Origin of the sequence: Laspinema olomoucense D3b (genome assembly GCF_025370785.1) — a bacterium.
In the GTDB taxonomy this organism is placed as follows: domain Bacteria; phylum Cyanobacteriota; class Cyanobacteriia; order Cyanobacteriales; family Laspinemataceae; genus Laspinema; species Laspinema olomoucense.
Genome location: NZ_JAMXFA010000013.1, coordinates 18535 through 40781, shown reverse-complemented (window position 1 = coordinate 40781; position 22247 = coordinate 18535). Strand labels below are relative to the sequence as shown.

Annotated in this window: 21 protein-coding genes and 1 tRNA gene; 8 read left to right on the top strand and 14 right to left on the bottom strand. The window is 47.0% G+C overall.

Annotated features, from left to right (window positions below; all coding sequences use genetic code 11):
* Positions 1-246: 246 nt before the first annotated feature.
* The 4 genes from NG792_RS11490 to lysS all read left to right on the top strand — a co-directional run bounded on the left by NG792_RS11490 (position 247) and on the right by lysS (position 5905).
* On the top strand, positions 247-1287 hold the full coding sequence (locus NG792_RS11490; protein ID WP_261235519.1) for a PstS family phosphate ABC transporter substrate-binding protein: 1041 nt from the start codon (positions 247-249) through the stop codon (positions 1285-1287).
* 106 nt (positions 1288-1393) lie between these two features.
* Complete coding sequence (pstA, locus tag NG792_RS11485; RefSeq protein ID WP_261200391.1) at positions 1394-3322, top strand: phosphate ABC transporter permease PstA; 1929 nt, start codon at positions 1394-1396, stop codon at positions 3320-3322.
* 37 nt (positions 3323-3359) lie between these two features.
* Positions 3360-4160 (top strand): phosphate ABC transporter ATP-binding protein, encoded by an 801-nt coding sequence (locus NG792_RS11480; RefSeq protein WP_261200390.1) that lies wholly within the window; start codon positions 3360-3362, stop codon positions 4158-4160.
* A gap of 149 nt (positions 4161-4309) precedes the next feature.
* The gene (lysS, locus tag NG792_RS11475) at positions 4310-5905 is read left to right on the top strand and encodes a lysine--tRNA ligase (RefSeq protein ID WP_261200389.1); all 1596 of its coding nucleotides are present in this window, start codon (positions 4310-4312) and stop codon (positions 5903-5905) included.
* A 62-nt stretch (positions 5906-5967) separates the two neighbouring features.
* Here lysS and NG792_RS11470 read toward each other — a convergent pair whose 3' ends face one another.
* Both NG792_RS11470 and NG792_RS11465 read right to left on the bottom strand, forming a co-directional pair.
* The gene (locus tag NG792_RS11470; RefSeq protein ID WP_261200388.1) at positions 5968-6924 is read right to left on the bottom strand and encodes a 3'(2'),5'-bisphosphate nucleotidase; all 957 of its coding nucleotides are present in this window, start codon (positions 6922-6924) and stop codon (positions 5968-5970) included.
* Positions 6925-7006: 82 nt separating this feature from the next.
* On the bottom strand, positions 7007-7627 hold the full coding sequence (locus tag NG792_RS11465; RefSeq protein ID WP_261235518.1) for a hypothetical protein: 621 nt from the start codon (positions 7625-7627) through the stop codon (positions 7007-7009).
* 341 nt (positions 7628-7968) lie between these two features.
* Between NG792_RS11465 and NG792_RS11460 the strand changes: the two genes are divergently transcribed.
* Positions 7969-9300 carry a glutamate-5-semialdehyde dehydrogenase gene (locus NG792_RS11460; RefSeq protein ID WP_261201908.1) on the top strand — a complete coding sequence of 444 codons (1332 nt, stop codon included), beginning with the start codon at positions 7969-7971 and terminating at the stop codon, positions 9298-9300.
* A gap of 131 nt (positions 9301-9431) precedes the next feature.
* On the opposite strand, the gene NG792_RS11455 is transcribed toward NG792_RS11460, so the two are convergent.
* Positions 9432-9887, bottom strand: coding sequence for a DUF4864 domain-containing protein (locus NG792_RS11455; RefSeq protein ID WP_261201907.1), 456 nt, complete (start codon positions 9885-9887; stop codon positions 9432-9434).
* Positions 9888-10268: 381 nt separating this feature from the next.
* On the opposite strand from NG792_RS11455, the gene NG792_RS11450 reads away from it, so the two are divergent.
* Positions 10269-11273 carry a CBASS cGAMP-activated phospholipase gene (locus NG792_RS11450; RefSeq protein ID WP_261201906.1) on the top strand — a complete coding sequence of 335 codons (1005 nt, stop codon included), beginning with the start codon at positions 10269-10271 and terminating at the stop codon, positions 11271-11273.
* A gap of 297 nt (positions 11274-11570) precedes the next feature.
* Here the strand turns inward: NG792_RS11450 and pstB are convergent, their stop codons facing one another.
* The 11 genes from pstB to NG792_RS11395 form a co-directional block, all read right to left on the bottom strand.
* Positions 11571-12398, bottom strand: a complete 828-nt coding sequence (pstB, locus tag NG792_RS11445; RefSeq protein ID WP_261201905.1) for a phosphate ABC transporter ATP-binding protein PstB — start codon at positions 12396-12398, stop codon at positions 11571-11573.
* A gap of 345 nt (positions 12399-12743) precedes the next feature.
* Positions 12744-13583: a phosphate ABC transporter permease PstA gene (gene pstA, locus NG792_RS11440; protein WP_261201909.1), complete on the bottom strand. Its 840-nt coding sequence runs from the start codon at positions 13581-13583 to the stop codon at positions 12744-12746.
* Between the two features lie 173 nt (positions 13584-13756).
* Positions 13757-14698, bottom strand: a complete 942-nt coding sequence (gene pstC, locus NG792_RS11435) for a phosphate ABC transporter permease subunit PstC (protein WP_261201904.1) — start codon at positions 14696-14698, stop codon at positions 13757-13759.
* 140 nt (positions 14699-14838) lie between these two features.
* Positions 14839-15996: a phosphate ABC transporter substrate-binding protein PstS gene (gene pstS / locus NG792_RS11430; protein WP_261235517.1), complete on the bottom strand. Its 1158-nt coding sequence runs from the start codon at positions 15994-15996 to the stop codon at positions 14839-14841.
* Between the two features lie 403 nt (positions 15997-16399).
* Positions 16400-16810, bottom strand: a complete 411-nt coding sequence (gene arsC / locus NG792_RS11425; protein WP_261201902.1) for an arsenate reductase, glutathione/glutaredoxin type — start codon at positions 16808-16810, stop codon at positions 16400-16402.
* Between the two features lie 69 nt (positions 16811-16879).
* The gene (arsB, locus tag NG792_RS11420) at positions 16880-18031 is read right to left on the bottom strand and encodes an ACR3 family arsenite efflux transporter (RefSeq protein ID WP_261201901.1); all 1152 of its coding nucleotides are present in this window, start codon (positions 18029-18031) and stop codon (positions 16880-16882) included.
* 271 nt (positions 18032-18302) lie between these two features.
* On the bottom strand, positions 18303-18632 hold the full coding sequence (locus tag NG792_RS11415; protein ID WP_261201900.1) for an ArsR/SmtB family transcription factor: 330 nt from the start codon (positions 18630-18632) through the stop codon (positions 18303-18305).
* Between the two features lie 290 nt (positions 18633-18922).
* Positions 18923-19771, bottom strand: a complete 849-nt coding sequence (gene mazG, locus NG792_RS11410) for a nucleoside triphosphate pyrophosphohydrolase (protein ID WP_261198302.1) — start codon at positions 19769-19771, stop codon at positions 18923-18925.
* Positions 19772-19826: 55 nt separating this feature from the next.
* Positions 19827-20150, bottom strand: a complete 324-nt coding sequence (locus tag NG792_RS11405) for a XisI protein (protein ID WP_261235516.1) — start codon at positions 20148-20150, stop codon at positions 19827-19829.
* Positions 20117-20584: a XisH family protein gene (locus NG792_RS11400; protein WP_261235515.1), complete on the bottom strand. Its 468-nt coding sequence runs from the start codon at positions 20582-20584 to the stop codon at positions 20117-20119. The genes NG792_RS11405 and NG792_RS11400 overlap by 34 nt, the downstream gene beginning before the upstream one ends.
* Before the next feature lie 32 nt (positions 20585-20616).
* Entirely contained in the window at positions 20617-21240 is a 624-nt protein-coding gene (locus tag NG792_RS11395) for a metal-binding protein (protein ID WP_261235514.1), read from the bottom strand.
* Positions 21241-21285: 45 nt separating this feature from the next.
* Here NG792_RS11395 and NG792_RS11390 point away from each other — a divergent pair.
* Together NG792_RS11390 and radC are read left to right on the top strand one after the other, a co-directional pair.
* Positions 21286-21357, top strand: a tRNA-Val gene (locus NG792_RS11390).
* A 102-nt stretch (positions 21358-21459) separates the two neighbouring features.
* Complete coding sequence (gene radC, locus NG792_RS11385; protein ID WP_261235513.1) at positions 21460-22191, top strand: RadC family protein; 732 nt, start codon at positions 21460-21462, stop codon at positions 22189-22191.
* Positions 22192-22247: the final 56 nt, after the last annotated feature.

Sequence of the window (22247 nt, the reverse complement as noted above, 5' to 3'; positions counted from 1 at the left end):
CCTTCATTCTACCTTCTTTACCTATTCTTTACCCAAGGTTTCCTCAATTTTAACTTAAAAAATTACCAAAGAAATTAATTTATATTACAATTTTAAAACCTATCAAACTCATTAAAAAAAAGTCACTAAACGAACCTTTTTTTAGGGCCTATCCAGCCCGGGAATAGAAGGGGATGAGAAAAATTTAAAAAAATGAGCATAAACCGAGGCTTTTCTCCCAAAACAGATCCTTCAAACCGGAACCTTATGAGGCATCAATTCTCCGGTAAATATCCGGCTAAATGGGCAGCGCTGACCCTCCTGATTCTGCTTGGGCTAACCGCTTGTCGGGAGACAGAAACATCAGCCCAAAACCGGGGGGGACGAGGTGACATCAATAATTTGAGTGTGGATGGTTCCAGCACTGTTTTCCCCATCTCCGAGGCAATGGCCGAAGAATTTATGAAAATCAATCCGGGGGTTAAAGTTACCATTGGAATCTCAGGTTCCGGGGGCGGGTTTAAAAAATTTTGTCAGGGAGAAATAGATATTTCTAATGCCTCTCGCGCCATTGATGTAACTGAACGAGAATTGTGCGAAGAAAATGGCATTGAATACATAGAAATTCCGATTGCCCTCGATGGCATTTCTGTGGTTGTTCATCCTAACAATGACTTTGTTCAATGCCTGAGTGTAGAAGAACTTAAGCGAATTTGGGAACCCGCTGCTGAGGGAAAAATTGTTAACTGGAACCAAATCCGCTCTACCTTTCCCAATCGCCCCTTACGGTTGTTTGGTCCGGGGACGGATTCCGGGACTCACGACTATTTTACCGCTGCTTTGGTGGGGCAAGAACAACAAAGTCGAGGGGATTATACCGCTAGTGAAGATGATAATATTATCGTGCAAGGCGTGGCTGCGGATGCTGAGGGTCTGGGCTTTTTTGGTTATTCTTACTATCAGGAAAATAAAAATAAGTTAAAATTAGTGGAAATTGATTCTGGTGAAGGTTGTATTGCCCCTACTCCTAGCACGATTGCTGATAACAGCTATCAACCCCTTTCCCGTCCGGAATTTATCTATATTAACAAATCCCAGGCCGATCGCCCGGATGTGAAAGCCTTTGTAGAATTTCATCTGAATCCAGCACATCAATATTTAATCTCGGAAGTGGGGTATGTTCCCTTGCCGGAATCGGTGATTAAGGTGGTTAAGAACCGCTATCAACAGAGGAAAGTAGGGTCAGTTTTTAAGTCAGGTTCAACGGTGGAAATCAACCTGCATGATGCCCTGAAGGTGGAAAATTAAAGAAAATTCAGTTAGGATTAACCCCAATCGATAGGGGGTCAATCCTGTGGGATGTCCTCAGCAGTCTGGCGATCGCATTTTAATCGGATAATGTATCAGGTATTTTATGGAGTTTCATCCCTTAAAACCGCGACTCCCGGAGGGAGAGTCATGGCAGCGAAATCTACACCGACTCACCTGGATAGAACGGGGTTTACATCTCGTTTTAGTGCTAATAGCGGGGATTCCCATTTCGATTTCGGTGGCGATCGCAGCGGGTTTTTTCTATGAAACGCTGCTATTTTTTCAAATGGTTCCCCTCTGGAATTTTCTCACCGATACCCAGTGGACTCCTTTATTTCCCAGTCAAAATTTTGGCATTTTCGTTCTCGCCAGTGCCACCTTCATGGTAACGGGAATTGCGAGTTTGTTTGCCATCCCAATTGGGTTATTAATTGCCATTTATTTAGCCGAATATGCCAGCGATCGCCTGCGGTTAACGGTTAAACCCCTTTTGGAAGCCTTATCGGGAATTCCCACGGTGGTTTATGGCTATTTTGCCCTATTGGTGGTGACTCCAATTTTGCAGCAGTTGATTCCTGGACTGGCAAGATTTAATGCTTTAAGTGCAGGGTTGGTGACTGGAGTGGCGATTATTCCAATTATTTCTTCCCTGAGTGAAGATGCGATTAAAAGTGTGCCCCACTCCCTCAGAGAAGCCGGTTATACCCTAGGGTTAACCAAGGGAGAAGTGCTGACTCAAATTGTTTTACCAATGGCTTTTCCCGGTATTATCGCCTCATTTATGTTAGCCGCTTCTCGGGCCTTGGGAGAGACCATGATTTCGGCGATCGCAGCGGGCCAAACTCCTCAACTCACCCTCAATCCTTTGGTTCCAGTTGCCACAATGACGGCTTTTATTATTCAGGTGAGTTTGGGAAGTGTTGCCTTTAATTCCTTAGCCTTTCAAACCATTTTTACCGTGGGGATGGTGTTATTTTTGATTACCCTGGGATTGAATAGCTTTGGCTATTGGCTAGTTCGTCGGCATCAAACTGCCATGACTGAGGCGATCGTTCCGACCGTAACCTCCGAGGAAGTATCTAGTTTTTACCCCCTCTACGATGAAGAGTTTCCGGGGAGTAACCTTAGATTTGGGGGAGGACAAACCCGGTCAAATCCAGAGTTTAAAACACCTTGGATTCGCCGTCAGGCGTTGGACCGTTGCTTTAGTTTTTTGAGTGCGATCGCCATCCCTATTGCCCTGGGTATTCTCGCCCTTTTACTCCTCGATGCCTCTCGTCGGGGTTTGCCTCATCTAACCTGGCACTTCATCACCAGCTTTCCCTCGCGCAACCCCCAAGAAGCAGGAATTTACCCCGCCCTCATGGGTAGCTTGTGGCTATTAGGATTAACCGGATTATTTGCAGTGCCCATTGGAATCGGAACAGCCATTTACCTGGAAGAATATTGTGCCAATACTGCCCTTAATCGGTTTTTAGAAATTAATATTGCTAACCTCGCTGCCATCCCCTCAATTCTTTATGGGTTATTAGGGCTAGAATTATTTGTACGTCTCCTCGCCCCTGTCACCGGGGGGCCGAGTTTACTCTCTGCCGCCCTCACCCTAACGGTGATTATTTTACCCATGTTTATTGTCACCACCCGGTCTGCTTTACGGAGTATTCCAGACGGTTTACACCAAGCAGGTTATGCTATGGGTATGACTCGTGCTCAGGTGTTGTGGCATATTGTGTTACCGGCAGCATTTCCCGCCACCTTAACCGGCGCACTTTTAGCCTTAGCCCGGGTGATCGGTGAAACTGCCCCTTTAATTGCTGTGGGCGCATTATCCTTTGTCTCCTTTGCACCACCCTTGTCATGGGAGGGAATCTATAGCCGATTTACCGCCCTACCCTTTCAAATTTTTAACTGGATTTTACGGCCTCAAACCGCCTTTCATAACAATGCTGCTGCGGCTATTTTAGTCTTAGTTGGCCTTTTATTAATCCTCAATATTGGCGGTGTCTTTATTCGAGAAAAGTGCAAAAATTAAGCCCATCTTTTATCTATCTTGATTTTAGTTAAACCCCATGAATTTGAACTTAGAATATTCCCCTCTCCATCAACGGGCGATTTTACAAACTTCTGACTTGTCAGTTTTTTTTAATAAAGCCCAAATCCTGGAAAATATTAATTTAAAAATTTATCCTCATAAAATTACCGCCATTATCGGACCCTCTGGCTGTGGTAAAACGACCTTAATTCGATGCTTTAATCGCCTCAACGAACTCTGCAATCAGTTTAAAAGAGTCGGCCAAATCTATATGGGCGATCGCGAAATTTCTCAGCTAAACTCCGTAGAAATCCGCAGGCAAGTGGGGATGGTATTTCAAAAACCCAATCCCTTTCCCAAATCAATCTATGACAACATCGCCCTCGGCTTGCGAGTCAATGGGTATCAAGGGGATATCGATGAATGTGTTGAGTATTCCCTCCGTCAAGTCTTCCTATGGGATGAAGTTAAAAACAACCTGTATCGCAGTGCATTAAACTTATCTGGAGGGCAACAACAACGCTTGTGCATCGCCCGCACCTTAGCCCTCAAACCGGATATTATCTTGATGGATGAACCCTGTTCTGCCCTCGATCCAATTTCTACTGCCCGCATTGACGAACTGCTGTATGAACTGAAGCATTATTATACCATTATTTTGGTCACCCATAATATGCAGCAAGCCTCCAGAATTTCCGATTTGACCGCTTTTTTTAATATTAAAACCACCGAAACGGGAGAAAAAGTAGGCTATTTATCCGAATACGATAAAACAGAAGTGATTTTCCACCATCCCAAACAGCAGGCAACTCAGGAATATGTCAGTCGCCGCTTTTAGTCTAGGGGTCAGCGAACGTCTTTCCCTCCAGTAAAAATCCCGGATCACCGCCTGCTGTTACAGGGATACAACCATCCAGCCCTAAAATTTTGTTTTCCTCGGATACATTCATGCTAAACTAGGAAAGTTTTCATATTGTAATTTGAGCTATGTTTTGGGCTGACAAAATTGCGGAAAGTGCACAAGGCGAACAAATCGTTAATGATTCAAAAACCCCTTCGGGTCGAGTTCATGTGGGGTCCTTGCGGGGTGTGATCATCCATGATGTCATTTATCGCGCCTTGAAACACGCCGGTAAGCCCGTAAAATTTATGTATGGCGTTGATGATTATGACGCCCTTGATACCGTTCCTAGCTATCTCGATCGCGAAAAATTTTCCCCCTATTTGGGATACCCCCTGTGTAACGTCCCCTCTCCTGATGACAAGGCGACAGATTATGCTAAATACTTCATGGGGGAATTCCTGGAAGTCTTTGATTACTTAGGGGTTAAACCGGAAATTTATTACCTGCGAGACTTGTATCGAACCGGACAACTCAACCCCTACATTGATACCTTTTTACAAAATTCCCACCTGGTTCGAGAAGCCTATAAAGAAGTTAGTAAAGCCGATCGCCCTAGTAACTGGTATCCCTTCCACACTATCTGCGAAAACTGCGGCAAAATTGCCACCACCGTTGTCACCGACTACAACAGCAAAGAAGTCTTTTATACCTGCGAACCCAACGCCACCAACTATGTCAACGGATGCGGACATTCCGGCTGGATTTCCCCCTTTGATGGCAATGGGAAACTACCCTGGAAAGTCGAATGGGTTGCCAAATGGCAACTCGTTGGGGTTACCATCGAACTCGCTGGAAAAGACCATTCCCAAAAAGGCGGTTCTCGGGATGTTGCTAATGCAATTTGTCGCAAAGTCCTCCAGAAACAACCCCCATTCCATTCTCCCTACGAGTTTATTTTAGTCAATGGCACAAAAATGAGTTCCTCCAAAGGAGTGGGTTCGGCAGCGAAAGAAATCGCCGAATTGTTACCACCGGAACTGCTGCGTTTCTTGATGCTGCGAACCCAACCAAAATCGGTGATTAATTTCGCCCCAAATTATGAAACCACCACTCGATTATTCCGGGATTACGACACCTTAATCGAGAAATATCAAGGGGTTAACCCGGAAAGTGGCGAAGACCCCAAACAGGACAAAGAACTCCAACCCCTGTTTTATTCTCAACTCGGCGATGAAGTCAAAACCTATCAACCCTTTGATTTCAGTACCTTAATTTCCCTGCTGCAAGTGCCTCACTTGGATATTAAAGAAGAAATCCAAAAACGTTGCGAACAACCGTTAACAGATGCGGATTGGGAAGTTCTCCATCAGCGGATTGAGTCAGCCCAAAAATGGCTGAATGATTACGCCGATGAAGAAGAAAAACTGGTGCTTTATTTTGACGCAATTCCCGAACAAGTCCAAGACTTGACCGATGAACAGGTGACTTATTTGGGTGAGTTAGCTAATAATTTAGAAGCGGCAGACAGTTGGGATGGTGAAACCTTACAAACGATTATTTTCTCGACAAGTAAAGGCTTGCAGATGAACCCGGGGAATGCTTTTCCTGCGGTTTATTTGACCTTCATGGGTAAATCCCGAGGTCCGAAAGCGGGGAATTTACTCTCGTATTTAGATAAATCGTTTGTGTTGGAAAGAATTCGCGGGGCTGTGGCGCAGAAACAAGGGGCGACAGTGTAAGCGAATATTCTGGGGAAAAGTTTGTAGTAACAACTGAAGTCGTTACTACAAACTTACAGAATTTATGAGTCTTGTAAGGCTTTTAGAACTGTGTCGTGAATGGTCCCATTGCTGACTACAATGCCTTGGTTGTTGACCATTTTTTTACCCATGCCAAAGGGTAAAGAATTGCCATGCATATCGGTGACACGCCCTCCGGCTTCTTCAACCACGATCGCCCCGGCGGCATGGTCCCAGATATTCTCGCGGTAATCTGGCGTTTTCGGTGAGGGGAGGCGCATATATAATGCCGCTTGTCCTGATGCGACAATTCCATATTTTGCTTGGGAATCCATTCGCCGGGATTCAGCAGTAAACCCAACGGCTTTGGCAACGGCATTTTGCCTGGATTGGTCGCCGTGACTGGCTTCTACGCTTTCTACAAACCGCATATTTTCCACATCATCAGCGGCAACAACTTGCAGCGATCGCACAGTTCCTCCCGAGATTGCCTGCATTGTCGCCCCTTCTCCCCGGACGGCGACAAACAAAGCCCCCTCTTCTCCCGATTCTAACTTAAGGGCGGGACAAGCCATGACGCCGACTTTCACCTCGTTGTCTTCAATTAAGGCGATCGCCACGGCATATTGATCCTGTCTCAAAAATCCTTTAGTCCCATCAATCGGGTCTAGGGTCCAAAATCTTCCCCCAACGTCCCCATTACCACAATCAATCCAATCCGCAACCTGTTCCGGTGTCGCATCCGGGACCAGGGACTGAACATGATGGGTCACTTTCTGGAGTTGTTCGGCATTGCTGCGCAGATCCGTCGCATCTTCTTCCCCCACGATCGCATCTTCGGGAAATGCGGCATTTAATGCCTTACAAATCAACGCCTGAGACCCATAATCTGCCACCGTTACCGGGCTTTTATCAATTTTTTCCATCGCAACCGGAATCTCCCGGCGCACTTCTTGGCAGAGTTTAGCAGCCGCGATCGCCGCATCAATGGCAACTTGTTTTTCCCGTTCGTATGACATCCTAAACCTCTTAAAACAAATAGAGACGCGACGTCGCGTCTCTACAAACTTTAGACCGTTGCTAATCCCAAGTCTAGTCAGATTAAACGATAAACAGCAAACCGATTCCGACGATGATCATTACGCCACTCGTGACAAAGGACCCGAAGCGATGATAACTGTTTACCTTGGTCTCATTCTGACTTTCTAACTGGATCAAATCCATCCAGGGGGCGACTCCTCGTCGGAACCACCCCAAGGAATGAACCTGCATTCCGATTAGGCTGTTCACCTTCTTCATGCCAAACAGCGCATTCCCAATCGGACCAAACCGGGAGGCATAACGCAGAAACAGCAACCCACTGGGGTCTTGCAGTTTCAAATCCGACCCGAAGGCATATCCGGCATCTCCTCGTCCAATTAGTTCGCCTTTGAGTTTAGCCGGTTGAGCCCGCAACGGACTGGCGTAGGGGTCCCCCATTAACGTAAGAATATCAGTTTCTGGGGCCTGCTCGAAGTTAGGAAACATGACAAAGGTTTTCACCAAGAGGCCGATTCCCAAGCCTATTAACGTATAGGAAATCATCTTAAATTCTCCTCCCGGTAGGGGGAACGCCACACTGGCGATCGCCCCTGCAAACAATCCAATCGTCGGGGCAGTATAGAGGAATAAATCCCCAACAAAACCGCCGTATAATTTACTCTCTAGGTCACGAGTACACAATGAAAAGGCGCTAAATACCCCAAACCCGGTGATTTAGTCAAGCCCCTGGGGACAGTTTTCTATCCTTTCTGTCATAACCTACAAGTCCGGGGTTTTGGTCTAAAACTCCACAAAAGTTAAAGAATTGGCTATAGCATGAAAAAAGTTAAGGCCGTTGGTTAAAGTCAAACTTTCATCACCCTTGAGTTAAATCCGGTCTATTCAAGGGGAGGAGGCGTCAGGTGTCCGGGGTTAATCCATCACCTCTTTTGGAAGTGCCGATCGCCTAGAAAGATTCTTTGGTCTAGAGTAGGCGTGAAAAATTTGAGTCTTAACCAGAAAATCTACGGGATAAAATCACGATGACATCCATGCAAATTGGTTCGGAAAATCTAGTTACAATTGCTCAATCGACGGCGATCGCTGCCCGGAAATTGGGGGTACTCTCCACGGAGGCAAAAAATCAGGCGATCGAGGCAGTTGCCCAAGCGTTACAAGCTGCTGCCTCGTCCATTGTCAGGGCAAATGCGGAAGATTGTGAATTTGCCGAAGCCGAGGGCATTTCCAAACCCCTTTACAACCGCCTAAAAATGGACCGGACCAAACTAGAGGCAACCATTGCTGGAGTCCGCGATGTGGGTAAACTTCCGGATCCAGTTGGCGAAATTCAACTTCATCGGGAACTGGATGAGGGCTTAATTCTCAAGCGGGTTTCTGCGCCATTAGGAGTCGTTGCCGTAATTTTTGAAGCCCGTCCTGAGGCGGCAATTCAAATTTCTGCCTTGGCGATTAAATCCGGCAATGGGGTAATTTTGAAAGGAGGGAAAGAGGCAAATAATTCTTGCGCGGCTATTGTTGAAGCAATTCGCAAAGGATTAGCCCAGACGGAGGTTGACCCCGATGTGGTGCAGTTGTTAACCACGAGAGAGGAAACCTTGGCGTTATTAAAATTAGATGATTTTGTAGATTTAATTGTCCCGAGAGGATCGAATGAGTTTGTCCGGTTTGTCCAGGACAATACTCGCATTCCGGTCCTGGGTCATGCGGAGGGGATTTGTCATTTGTATGTAGATGCCTTGGCGGACATTGAAAAAGCAGTAACGATCGCCGTTGATTCTAAAACTCAGTATCCGGCAGCTTGCAATGCGATCGAAACATTGCTGGTTCATGAGGCAGTCGCCCCGGAATTTTTACCCCAAGTTGCTGCGGCACTCCAAGGGCGTCAGGTGCAATTACGGTTGGATGAAAAAAGCCAAGATATCTTAAAAAATACCACGAATTTGCAGGATTGGGAACCGGCAACGGAGGAGGATTGGAAAACCGAATATACTGACTTGATTCTGTCGATTAAGGTAGTCCATTTCATAGAAGAGGCGATCGCACATATCAACACCTATGGATCCGGTCATACTGATGCGATCGTCACCGAAGAACAATCCGCTGCAGATCTCTTTCTCTCTCAAGTTACCTCGGCTGGAGTCTTCCATAATTGTTCCACCCGCTTTGCGGATGGATTCCGCTACGGATTCGGGGCCGAAGTGGGAATTAGTACCCAAAAAATGCCCCCCCGAGGTCCTGTTGGACTGGAAGGATTAGTCACTTACAAATATCAATTAGTCGGAAATGGTCAAATCGTGGCCACCTATTCCGGTCCCGAAGCTAAATCGTTTACCCATCGCAATTTATTTCAATGAGGGGGAGAAAATCGCCCCGTTAGTCTAATCAGGGGAAAGCCCGGTTAGAGGGAACAGTCCCTAAACCGGCTTTCCCATTTTTCATGGGGTTTCCCCCGTTTCATCCCCTCAATCCCCGGGAGTGAATCCGATTATTTCTTGGCAGCAGCGGGAGCTTTTTTGGGGCTATTATATTGATAGGTTAAATCATCAACGGTCCAAATTTTATCTCGTTTAACCAGTTTCATTTGCACAGGAACTTCCCGACCCGTTTTAGAAATCACGGTGACATCCAGACAGTGAACATCCCCCTCCGTCGTGGGAATTGACATCGTAGTGCGCTGATACTGATTCAGTTTGTGGGTTTTGATGAATTTAGCAAATTGTTGTTTAGAGGTTTTGCTTTTAAAGCGATCGCTAGTGGACTGATAGGCCCCATTGATATCCCCTTGGGCAATTTGGGCAAAAAAGGCACCGATCGCCTGGGGTAACCCTTTGGTTTTGGCAAAAATAATTAGGGAAACGCTAATCCAAATTAGGACGATTCCCCCAAGGATTACACCGACTCCAATTCCCACATACGATAACCAAGGTTGAAAGGATTCCACAGTACACTCCTAAAATGACCCAAGAAATGACTAAAAAATAATGTTGTGAAGGGATAGGTCCAAAAATGGCCCCCCAAAGGGGATAACCCCTGTCTGGTCTTACCATAAAAAAGCCCCTATAGCAAGGGTTCCAGCTTAGGGATCGCAAGTTTGAGGCGATCGGGCGCAGGGGTCGGGAACTGCCAAAATGCCCCCAACTTCAGAGCACGGAATCCGGAAATCTTCCGGATTTCTTCTACAGAGTTAGTACAGTAGCTATTAGGGTCAAGGAACAGAATAATCAGCCAAGGATAATGAGAATAGGAAACCCCACCGAGACGGGGTAAAATCTCTTAACCCTTTTACCCCTTATCCCCAATTCAAATATCAGGAGTAGTTACGATGACCTATCGGATACTGAGCATCGATGGTGGCGGAATTCGTGGTGTATTAGCGGCGCGAATGTTGCAACGGATCGAAGAACGACTACAGTTGCCTTTAAGAGATCATTTTGATTTAATTGCAGGAACTTCCACGGGATCAATGGTGGGTGCAGCGATCGCGATGGGAATCCCCTGCAAGGATATTGTCCAACTGTACCGGAAAAAGTCTAAAAAAGTCTTTCCCTACAAGAGCCGGTGGACCCTCAAGCGACTGCCCTTACTCTTAAAGCATGGCCCTTCAGCACCCAAGTTCTCCGAAGCGGGACTGACCCGAATGCTCAAAGATTTATTGGGCGATAAACGCTTGTGCGATATTAAGGCAGCCAAGCTGTTAATTACCAGCTACGATACCATCAGCCGATCGCCCATCATTTTTAAAAGCTGGAAAGAGAAATTTGCCAACGTTCCGGTCTGGGAAGCTTGCCTCTGTTCCGCTTCTGCTCCCACCTTCTTTCCCGCACACCGATTAGTCATCGATGGTGAGGTCATGTCCGCCATTGATGGCGGTTTAGCGGCGAATAATCCCACCGCTTGCGCTGTTGCTGAAGCCATCCGCCTCGGTCATCGCTTAGAAGATTTGGAAGTGATTTCCATTGGAACAGGTGCGGCAACTCGGGTAATTCCCTGGGAACAAGCTCGCTCTTGGGGCACTCTGCAATGGATTTGGGGCGGGCGCGTGGTTAAAGTGATGACCGATGCACCTTGTGAAGTTTATCACTATATCACGGATTATGTGATAGGAGATAAATCTCGCTATGCGCGTTTACAATTTCCCCTCGATCGCCGGTTAATTCATAAGCCCTTGAGCGATGATATGGACGATGCCAGCAAGGAGAATATCAACAATTTAGTTGAAGCGGCTGATGCTTACATGAATTTGGTGGAAGTTGTAGAATGTTTAGATATGTGTTTGAGGAAAGCGGAACCGCCTCAAATTCATGTTCAGGAACGCTATAAACGGTAATTTTGTAGGGGCAGTTCACGGACTGCCCCTTTGTCGGTTTTCTTCCCCCATTGGGACCGATCCTGAGTCTGTATGCAGGGTTAGACATCAAACCCGGTTCTATCACACCTCCCTTGCCAGGGAAAAATAGCGATAAAAAACTCCTGACCCTTTAAGAATTGGTCAAGGAGAGATGGAGCGGTACGAGCCTCGATACTTGAGCCTTTCCAGGAGGTTGAACTCAGCGATCGCCTGGGGTGGGGGAATCTTGAAGAATTCAGTCTAAAACCCCCCTTCACCGATTAAGAACTCGGTCCGTTAACCGAAGCGTCCGCTCACATACTCCAGAGTCGCTTCTTGGCGGGGATTTTGGAAAATATTTTCCGTTTTATCATACTCAACAAGATAGCCAAAGCGCTTCCCATCTTCGGTGGCTTGGGCATTGAAAAAGGCGGTATAATCGCAAGACCGCGAGGCTTGCTGCATATTGTGGGTAACAATCACAATGGTGTAGTTTTCTTTGAGTTCCTGCATTAACTCTTCGACTTTCATGGTTGAGATGGGGTCGAGGGAGGCGCAGGGTTCGTCCATGAGGACGATTTCTGGGTTAATGGCGATCGCCCGGGCGATACATAACCGTTGCTGTTGACCACCGGATAAAGATAAACCATTGGACTTTAATTTATCTTTCACTTCATCCCATAAAGCGGCGCGACGCAATGAAGTTTCAACCAGTTCATCGAGATTCCCTTTATACCGATTGACGCGCGCTCCATAAGCGATATTGTCATAAATGGATTTTGGGAAAGGATTCGGCTTTTGGAATACCATCCCAATGCGCCGACGGACCTCTACCGGGTCAATTCTTTTATCGTAGAGGTCTTGGTTGTAGTAGGAACATTTTCCCTGAATCCGGAATCCACTAATCAAATCGTTGAGACGGTTGAAGCAGCGGAGTAAGGTACTTTTTCCACATCCCGATGGTCCAATAAATCCCGTAATTTGTTTTTTCGGGATATTCAGATTCACCCCTTTGAGGGCGAGGGTTTCTCCGTAATAAACGTTAAGATTTTCCGTCCGCAGAATTGCTTCTGTTTGAGGTTCAGTTTGGTAATGATGATTGGCTATTTGCCGATCGAAAGGCATAAAAATCCACCTTGACTTTTACTAGATATTTCAACTTCACTGCAGTTGTGTTTCCCACTTTTATGCGATCGAGCGCCAACAGCCTAGGGTTGACAAACTACCGAACCCCAACCGCTCACCTCTTCTGACCAGAGTTGCAGCAGATCGGAAGTAAAATTTTGAGAAGGCCGTGCGATCGCAACGGTCACAACTGCTTGGTTGATCGTTCTACACTGGAAAAAACTTAAACTTCGACAATCCTACTCTCAAGCAGAGCGCTGTATCTTATCATACAGTTTTCCGAGGTTTTAGATCATTAAGAACTTTAAATTTCCCCCGTGGCATTTTGAACAGAAAGCATTGTCGTTAATAAATGCTTTTCCGAGTGGCCCAGCGAGCCAAAATGCTAGTGAGTAGAACCAACAACACTAAAATCAATGAGGCAGCCCAAGCCAGTTCTTGTTGACTGGCATAAGGAACGGAGGCAAAGTTATAAACCAACACCGCCAAAGAGGGGGCTGGTTCAAACAAACCTTGGGGCCAGAAAAAGGTAAATAGAGCCGTGAAAATTAAGGGAGCCGTTTCTCCAGCAGCCCGGGCGATCGCCAGCGTTAGTCCTGTGATAATAGCAGGTAACGCTGCCGGTAGCACCACCCTCAAGACGGTTTGATAGTTGGACGCTCCCACCCCCACCGACGCCCATCGCACATCAGGAGGAACGATTTGCAGGGCTTCATCGGTGGTTCGCACCACAATCGGTAGCATGAGCACCGAGAGCGCCACCCCCCCGGCAAAAGCCGAGAACTGTTTGGTCGCTAATACAATGATACCGTAGGCAAAAATTCCGACAATAATCGAGGGAACTCCACTTAGGACATTCGTGGCAAAACGAATCCACCGGGCTACACCCACGGAACTAAACTCCGACAAGTAAACTGCCCCAAACACCCCGATGGGAACGCTAATGGCAGCGGCGATCCCCACCATAATCAGAGTCCCGGCGATCGCATTGGCAATCCCGCCGCCTTCCATCCCCGCAGAAGGGGGAAGTTGGGTAAACAAGTCCAAATTTAGCCGGTTAAACCCTTTAATGGTGACATAAACCATCACCGCAAATAACGGGATCAGGGTGATCACTAAACAAGCACCGGATAACAGGGTCATCACCCAGACAAACAGCGATCGCGGACTTTTATAGTTCCGCATTAGCTGCTCCCCGTCTGGGGTAGCGTTGTACAAATCGTCGCTGTGACTCGAAAAAGGCTGTGACATATCAGACTGGGTATTGCACCCCTAAACAACTGTGATTTGTCATTTGTCATTTGTCCTTTGTGGTTTGTCTTGATTATTCAGCCATCCTAATGACCAATGACCAATGACTAAAACTTCTTGACTTTCCGAACAATTAACTCGGCACCAATATTCACCACTAAGGTGAGCAGAAATAAAACCAAACCTGCATACATCAAAGCAGAAATTTGCAAGCCCGAGGCTTCTGCAAACTGATTTGCCAACAGGGAGGCGATCGTATTTCCAGGAGCCAGCAGAGAGAATTTTAGGTCATTAGAATTCCCAATAATCATCGTAACGGCCATCGTTTCTCCCATCGCACGGCCCAATCCCAACATAATCCCGCCCACAATTCCCGAAAATGCCGCTGGAATTAAAACTCGAATAATTGTTTCCCAGCGGGTCGCCCCTAACCCTAGGGATGCCTGCCGCAAATCCGGTGGCAGCGACGCCAACGAGTCCCGAGAGATTGCCGTAATAATCGGCAAAATCATAATCGTTAAAATGATCCCGGCGGGTAACATCCCCGGGCCCACTGGACTGGTGGAAAAAATGGGTAAAAAGCCCAAGGTCTTATGCAAAAAAAGCCCGATTGGTCGCAGAAAGGGAATAAGTACAAAAATTCCCCACAATCCATACACCACGCTGGGAATGGCGGCTAACAACTCCACCATAAACACCAGAACTGTCTGAACTGATTTGGGTAGAAAATTTTCACTTAAAAAGATAGCAGTCCCCACTCCTAGGGGAACTGCAAACAGTAAACCCAGGGCTGACGAGACCAGGGTCCCATAAATCATCGGCCAGACTCCATACTCATCCCGAACGGGATTCCAGGAGCTGGAGGTAAAAAAATTCAAGCCAAAGGCTTGCATCGCAGGCAGGGCGTCCTTCGCCATTTGGATCGCTATCCAGACCAAAATCCCCGCGATCGCAAATGCAAAAATGCGCGTGACCCAAAAAAAACCACTATCCATCACGCGCTCTTGTTGTTGGCGAGGTTGAATCGCTCTTTCCTCGTCCCTATTCATAGTTTCAGCTCGTTTACTCATTCCTTAAAATAAATTAAGCGCTTTACTCTATCGCCTTCGATTATAGAAAAATAGAAGTTTGGAACGATAGCAAGCGGAGTGGACTGCTTGCTATCTCCTTGAATACCAAAACCGGACGGCTATTCGCTTACTTCAATGTCATACTCAGCGCTAATCACATCCGCTTTCTGGGCCACTTTCTGTCTGACATTCGCCGGGAGCGGAATGTACCCTAACTCGGGGGCCAGCTGTTGTCCTTCATTCAATCCGTACTCAATCACTGCTTCGAGGGCTTGAGCTTTTTGGGGATCAGAATACTCTTTGTAAGCCAGCAGCCAAGTATAACTAACAATGGGATAAGAGTCCGGTCCCTCGGGGTCGGAAATGAAGGCTCGCAGATTATCTGGGAGTTCTACTGCTGCTAGGGTTTTACTCGCGGCTTCGCTGCTTGGAGCAATAAAATTGCCGGATTTATTTTCTAAAGCGGCCATAGTGATATTGTTATTTTTGGCATAGCCATACTCAACATATCCGATCGCACCTACAGTTTGTTGAATCGAAGCGGTAACGCCTTCGTTCCCTTTTCCGCCAATTCCCGTCGGCCATTCTACGGTTTTCCCTTCACCGACGCGCTCTTTCCACTTTTCACTAATCGCCGAGAGATGTTGGGTAAACACTCCTGTGGTTCCACTTCCATCGGAACGATAAACCACGGCGATCGCTTGATCGGGTAAGTTCACGCCCGGATTCGCTTGAGCGATGCGCGGGTCATTCCATTGGGTAATCTCCCCCAATAAAATATCCACATAGACCTCCCGAGGAAGCTTCAGCCCGGTTTCCACTCCAGGCAAATTATAAGCCAAGACAATGCCACCTGCGGTCATCGGTAGCATCAGAACCTCTCGGTTCATCGCTTGGATCTCTTCATCCTTCATGGCTACGTCGCTGGCCCCAAAATCTACAGTGCCTGACGAAAACTGCTGGACGCCAGCACCGCTGCCAACGGATTGATAATTAGTGCGAACTTGAGAATTTGCCTGATTAAATTCCTGAAACCAACGCTGGTAAATCGGCGCGGGAAAAGTTGCTCCCGCACCTGTTAAGTTGACAGCTTGGGTTAAGGCGAGTTTGCCGGTTCCTGCAGGGGCTGCATTATTGCCCTCGGGAGAGGCTGCATTGCCCTCCGGCGCAGTGGTGGTGGCAGTGGGTCCCTGGCAAGCCCCGATCCCCAAGGTTAGTGCAATAACTGACAGGGAAAAGGCCATTTGAGCCGGTTTAATGGGATTTGGTAAACGCATGATGTGAATGGGTAGGGTTTGGTATTTTGGTGAGGATCACGATTGCAGAATACCGCTTTAGGGTAAAGATTGGGTTAATAGGTGTTAAAGTCTCGGCCTTAAAGTTTTGCCCGGATGCCTTGCAATTCTATCTCATTCCCCTGCCCACGGGGGTTTGGAAGTGGTAAAATGTAGCGAATTTGACAATAAATGTGGTAAATCAGTGCAACAGAGGGGCCAGCGTAATCGGGTTCCGTAGAAAATCGCCGCCAGTCCCCTGGCGTTGTCGGGGGAGGGGGCTCAAAATTTGTCATTGGTCATTTGTCGTTTGTCGTTTTTAGAGTAAGGAAAAGCGATCGCTCTGTTGTTCTCCACTTGGGCGATCGCCTCTATTCATTGAGTCAACTCTCCCCAGATCGTCGCCTTATGCCGGAACTTCAGTAGCGATCGCTTCTATCAGTTTGCTCACCCGCGCTTTAATCTCATCCCGCACAGTCCGAAATGTCTCCAACGATTTCCCATCGGGGTCTTCCAATTCCCAATCCTCAAACACTTCTCGCAATACCCATGCTTCCGGTAAATTCACCCCACAACCACACAGGGAAATCACCGCATTATAATCCTCTGCTTTAAAATCCCTTAAGGGATCCGAGGTTTGATGACTAATATCCACCCCGATTTCTTCCATCACCTCCACCGCAGTCGGATGGACTCGACTGGATTCTAAACCGGAACTGGTGACTTCAATTTTTCCCTCACCCAGGGTTCTGGCAAATCCTTCTGCCATTTGCGATCGGCAGGAATTGCGCTTACAAACAAACATGACTTTCTTCATCCTGACTCTTTTCTCCTAAACTTTGGAAAATTTGGGGTCAAATTTCTGTAAAACTCTCCCCGATAGGGTTTATTTGAAGCTCGGAAAACAACGGGGATCCCGTAATGTTGCCTTCTCGGGTTCTCGGGGAAACCAGTTCGCCGTCTTCTTACAAACCTCTACTAGCATTAACATCACCGGCACTTCGATTAAAACCCCAACTACCGTTGCCAGTGCTGCACCGGAATTTAAGCCAAAGAGCATCACCGCCGTGGCGATCGCTACTTCAAAATGATTACTCGCCCCGATTAAAGCCGCCGGAGCCGCATCTTCATAAGCCATATTCAGTTTTAATCCCGCCACGTAACTGATTAAGAAAATAAAATTTGTCTGAATGAACAGGGGAACAGCAATCAACAAAATATGGAGGGGATTGTTAACAATTAAGTCTCCCTTAAACGAAAATAGCAACACCAATGTAATCAGCAATGCCGTAATGGAAATTGGGGTCAAATATTTCAAAAATTCCCGTTCAAACCAGTGACGACCTTTATTTTTGAGAATCCAATATCGGCTGTACATCCCAGCCGCCAAAGGCAATCCCACATAAATCAGCACTGATAAAACAATGGTTTGCCAGGGAACGGTTAAATCATTGGCTGCCAGCAACCATCTACCGAGCGGCGCATACAAAAATAACATGGCTAGAGAGTTGATTGCCACCATCACCAGGGTATGTCCTTGATTGCTAAAAGAAAGATATCCCCACATCAGCACCATTGCGGTACAAGGCGCAATTCCTAATAAAATGGTTCCGGCAATGTAAGAGTTGGCGATATCAATTGTTTCGTTGTTAATAATTTCCGTACCCACAATTAAGGGCCGAAATAACCAACCCAAGAAAAATTGAGCAAAAACAACCATTGTGAAGGGTTTAATCAACCAATTCACAACTAAGGTCAACAGTACAGGTTTCGGTGCTCTAACTGCATTGGCTGCCTGGGTGAAATCGATTTTCACCATGATCGGATACATCATGAAAAACAGGCAGATGGCGATCGGAATGGACACCTGATAGATGCTCATAGCATCTAGAGCAACGGCGACTCCGGGAAACAGTTTGCCTAGGGCGATGCCTGCAATGATGCACAGAAAGACCCACAGGGTCAGGTATCGCTCAAAAACACTCAGTTTGCCACCGGCTTTTACAGGTTGTCTCAACTGCTCGTTTGCCTCATTCACGACAATTTCCCTCCTCCTTACAAGCTCTATCGCTTTAAATCTTACATCAATAAAAGTTGATGAGTCAATTTATTTCAACAAAACTTGATATAAGTCAGGGGGAGGGTTCACAACTGGCTATCCCGTGATCGCTGTCCACCGTTTCACGCTGCTTAAAACCCGCTGTGCTGTTGCGTTCATAACCCTTTCCCCTAAAAACAATTACGGGGTACTCGGATAAATATATCAATAAAATTTGATTAAATAGGTTAAATTTTAGTAAAGGAGAGAGTCAGGATGCCCCATTACAGGGCCTTGCCGGGAGAATGGGACTAAACCTGCGGTACTCAGCGAGGTACTGTTCGAGGAAGGCAAACTGAGGGATATTGAGACTGTAGTAGATCCAGCGACCTTCTTGGCGCGCACGAACTAAAGCCGCTTCCTTGAGGGTTTTGAGGTGAAACGATAGCTTAGACTGGCTCACGTTGAGAATTTCGCACAGTTCACAGACACACAACTCGCGATCGCGCAGCAACTCCAAAATGGAAATCCGCAACGGGTCAGAAAAGGCATGAAAACCTGCTGCAATCTCTGCTGATGCATTCTCAGTGATATTAACCATCAACTTTTCCTGAAATATCTAGGCCCGATTTTAGCATGGGAGTTGGGGGAGTTGGGGGAGATGGGGAGGATGGGGAGGATGGGGGAGTTGGGGAGGATGGGGAGGATGGGGAGGATGGGGAGGATGGGGAGGATGGGGGAAATTCTGCTGCCCCTATCTCCCCTATCTCCCCTATCTCCCCTATCTCCCCTATCTCCCCTATCTCCCCCATCTCCCCTATCTCCCCCATCTCCCCTATCTCCCCCATCTCGATGGCGGTCTCCCCCATCTCCCCTATCTCCCCATCTCCCTCACCCCTGCTTTTGTTTCGCCAAAAGCACTTTAATGCGTTGCCAAACTTCTTCTAATTCTTCAATACTATATTCAGAAAGAGGTCGATCGCAAGCCGCTTCCAGTTTAGAAAATCTCTGGACAAATCGATGATTTGTTTCTGATAACCCCTCCGAGGGGTCTAAATCATACCATCGGGCAAGATTAATTACAACAAATAATAAATCCCCTAATTCCGCCTGTTGTCGCGCCTTATTTTCATGGGCGATCGCATAGCGGAATTCCCCTAATTCTTCCTCAAATTTCTCCCAGACTCCCTCAATATTATCCCATTCAAATCCCACAGCAGCGGCTTTTTCAGAAATCTTCATTCCCGCCATCAAAGGGGGCAAAGTCCGAGCATATCGACCAAGTTTATCACTCAGGGGTTTAACTTCCGTTCCAGTTTCCCCTTTCTCTTCTGCCTTGATTTGCTCCCAATTGGTGCGGACTTCCTCAATGCTACTCACCTCGACATTTCCAAAGACATGGGGATGTCGGCGAATCAGCTTTTCCGCGATGCCATCGGCGACTTCAGTCAGAGTAAACTGGTTGACTTCACTGGCAATTTGAGATTGCAAGACGACTTGTAATAATAAATCGCCTAATTCTTCAGCAATGGCTTGTTTATCCCCACTTTTAATGGCATCGACCACTTCGTAGGCTTCTTCAATAATGTAGGGGATTAAACTTTCGGGGGTTTGGGCTAAATCCCAGGGACATCCCCCTTCAGGCGATCGCAACTGTGCCACCACCTGGATTAACTTTTCCAAGGCAGGTAAGGCGGCAGAATGAGAAGGGATTGAGTTGACAAATTCAGGATTTGACATTTAGGGTGATACCTGGGTTACTACAGTAGACTTCTATACCAAAAAATTAAAAATTTTAGACAACTAGCACTTTTTCAGTATCGGACAAAAAAGCTAAAACAATTTTATTTGGGGGAATACCTTGATTCATTAAATCTTCGGTAATACTGCGTTCCATTCCATCATATTCAATATAAACACAACCATCTTGTAAGACCACATAAATTAAATTACCTCTTACTCGACGGCCTCTATCCCACCCGACTTGCATCAGCGCATAGCGGTCTCTAGTTTCATCAAAAACTGGATCTAATCGGATGTCTCCGTGAGAGGGCTTTAATTGAGCGTAACCTAGAATCACCTGTTTTACAATGTCTCGATAGGTCTGGCTGGTATCCATTGTTTTACCTCTGCTTCTTGGATATCTACAATAATTAATTTGATAGAAAGTTTGGAGATCACTAGATCACCAATTGGTTCCCTAAATATATCTAAGTAAGTTATCTCAGGAATCGCCAAATAAATCAGCCGGTCTGGATCGACCTCTTGGAGTAACAACCGATAAAGAATATATTGACCAATAGCTTGCTCTAAATCGGCGATCGCAGAGGGGTTGCGGAAGGCTTTAATTTCAATAGCAATCCGCTTATTTTTCTGTTCAGCACCAATGAATTGTCCGGCTACCGCATCATTGATTGATGATTCCGTAGCAGCTAGATCGACAAACAAAAACCGCTCACCGTATGAAATGATATAAGGATCGTCAGTGATTTGCCAACCTTCTTTGATGAGGGCTTTTTTAACACTGTTATGGATAGTATCTCTTGTGGGCATCGTCTCCACTATATTTCAAACCGGGATAAGACTTAATATTTGCCCTTGGTGGAGGCTTTTTGGGGGCGCGTATTGCGGGAGGCGTGACGCTTGATGCGTTTTTTGGTTGGAGTGCGGGGTTTGGTGCCCGGATTAAAAATAGCAGACCATCCGTATTTTTTGAATCGCTTGTAAGCGGATCCAATCCAATCACTGAGAGAATGACTCATGGCCCCCAGTTCTAATCCGATGAAGAGGGCGACTGCTTCCAGTGGGTGCTGTTTGAGGGTACGGGCGATCGCCGCTGATGCCATTGGCGCATTCCAAGTCAAGAGTCCCAGATAATCCCCCACCAGGACAACTCCAAAGGCGATCGCCCCGATCCAAATCCCCAAATACAGGATCCGTAACGCCGTCCCCACCAATGGCCCATGAGACCAAAACGAGCGATGATGTAAACTTTGTTGATAAGGGAGCCAGATCCACCGCAACCACCCCCAGCGTTGAAACTGCTGAGAATAGATATCCAAATCGGGGCCAAACATCAGTCCACTAAACAAAAAACCACCGGCAACAATCAGCGTCAGACTGCTGCTGCGGGTCTGCGCGTAAGTCCCTCCTGCCACCAACGGTAAGCTCCACAAAGTAATTTCGTCATGAGTTCGACCAGATGGCATGAAATTTCCAAAAACTGTGTTATGATGTGATCCGTCGGGAAAAAAGGGCGTTTAGCTCAGTGGTAGAGCGCCTGCCTTACAAGCAGGATGTCACTGGTTCGAATCCAGTATCGCCCATTGTTAGATGTTATGGAAGTTCATGCAAGCCTAGAGGCGATCGCTTGGTTTAGACCTCGGCCTTATGATAAACTCGCTCCTGAATGAGTTTTGGGTTGGCCCATGACCTATTGCCTCAGAATTGCAGATATCCCCACCAATGAGCGTCCCCGAGAGCGATTGATCGCTTATGGTCCCAAAAGTCTGGCAACTGCCGAACTGATTGCCATGCTTCTAGGTACGGGACAAGGACCCGGAAAATTGTCCGCTGTGGGACTCGGGCAGTACATTTTACAGAAACTCGGAGAGAATCAGCGAGACCCCCTGGAAGTTTTGCGGGAGATGTCCCCCCAGGAACTAATGGAAATTCCCGGCGTGGGACCAGCAAAAGCCACCACAATTTTAGCGGCGATCGAACTTGGCAAGCGCACCTTTTATTCCAGGCCCCCCGAACGCAAAGAAATCGATAGTCCCGAGGCAGCAGCAGCGGCCCTCTCTCATGAACTGATGTGGCAACCGCAAGAACGATTTGCGTTGTTGCTGCTGGATGTAAAAAATCGCCTGATTGGAACCAAACTGCTCACCATTGGTACAGCAACAGAGACCCTCGCCCATCCGCGAGAGATTTTTCGAGAAGTCTTGCGACATGGTGCCACCCGGGCAATTATTTCCCACAATCACCCCTCGGGGAGTTTAGAACCCAGTCCCGAAGATATTCAACTCACCCGCCAGTTATTGCAAGCAGGACAATTGTTACAAATTCCCCTCCTGGATCATCTGATTTTGGGGAATGGCGATTTCCAGAGTTTGCGGCAAATCTCGGGATTATGGGAGGAATATCCCCAAGGGGATTAGGGTTAGGGACGGGTAAAATTTTTTTTAGCAAAGGGCTTGTGCATTTTGGGCAAGCC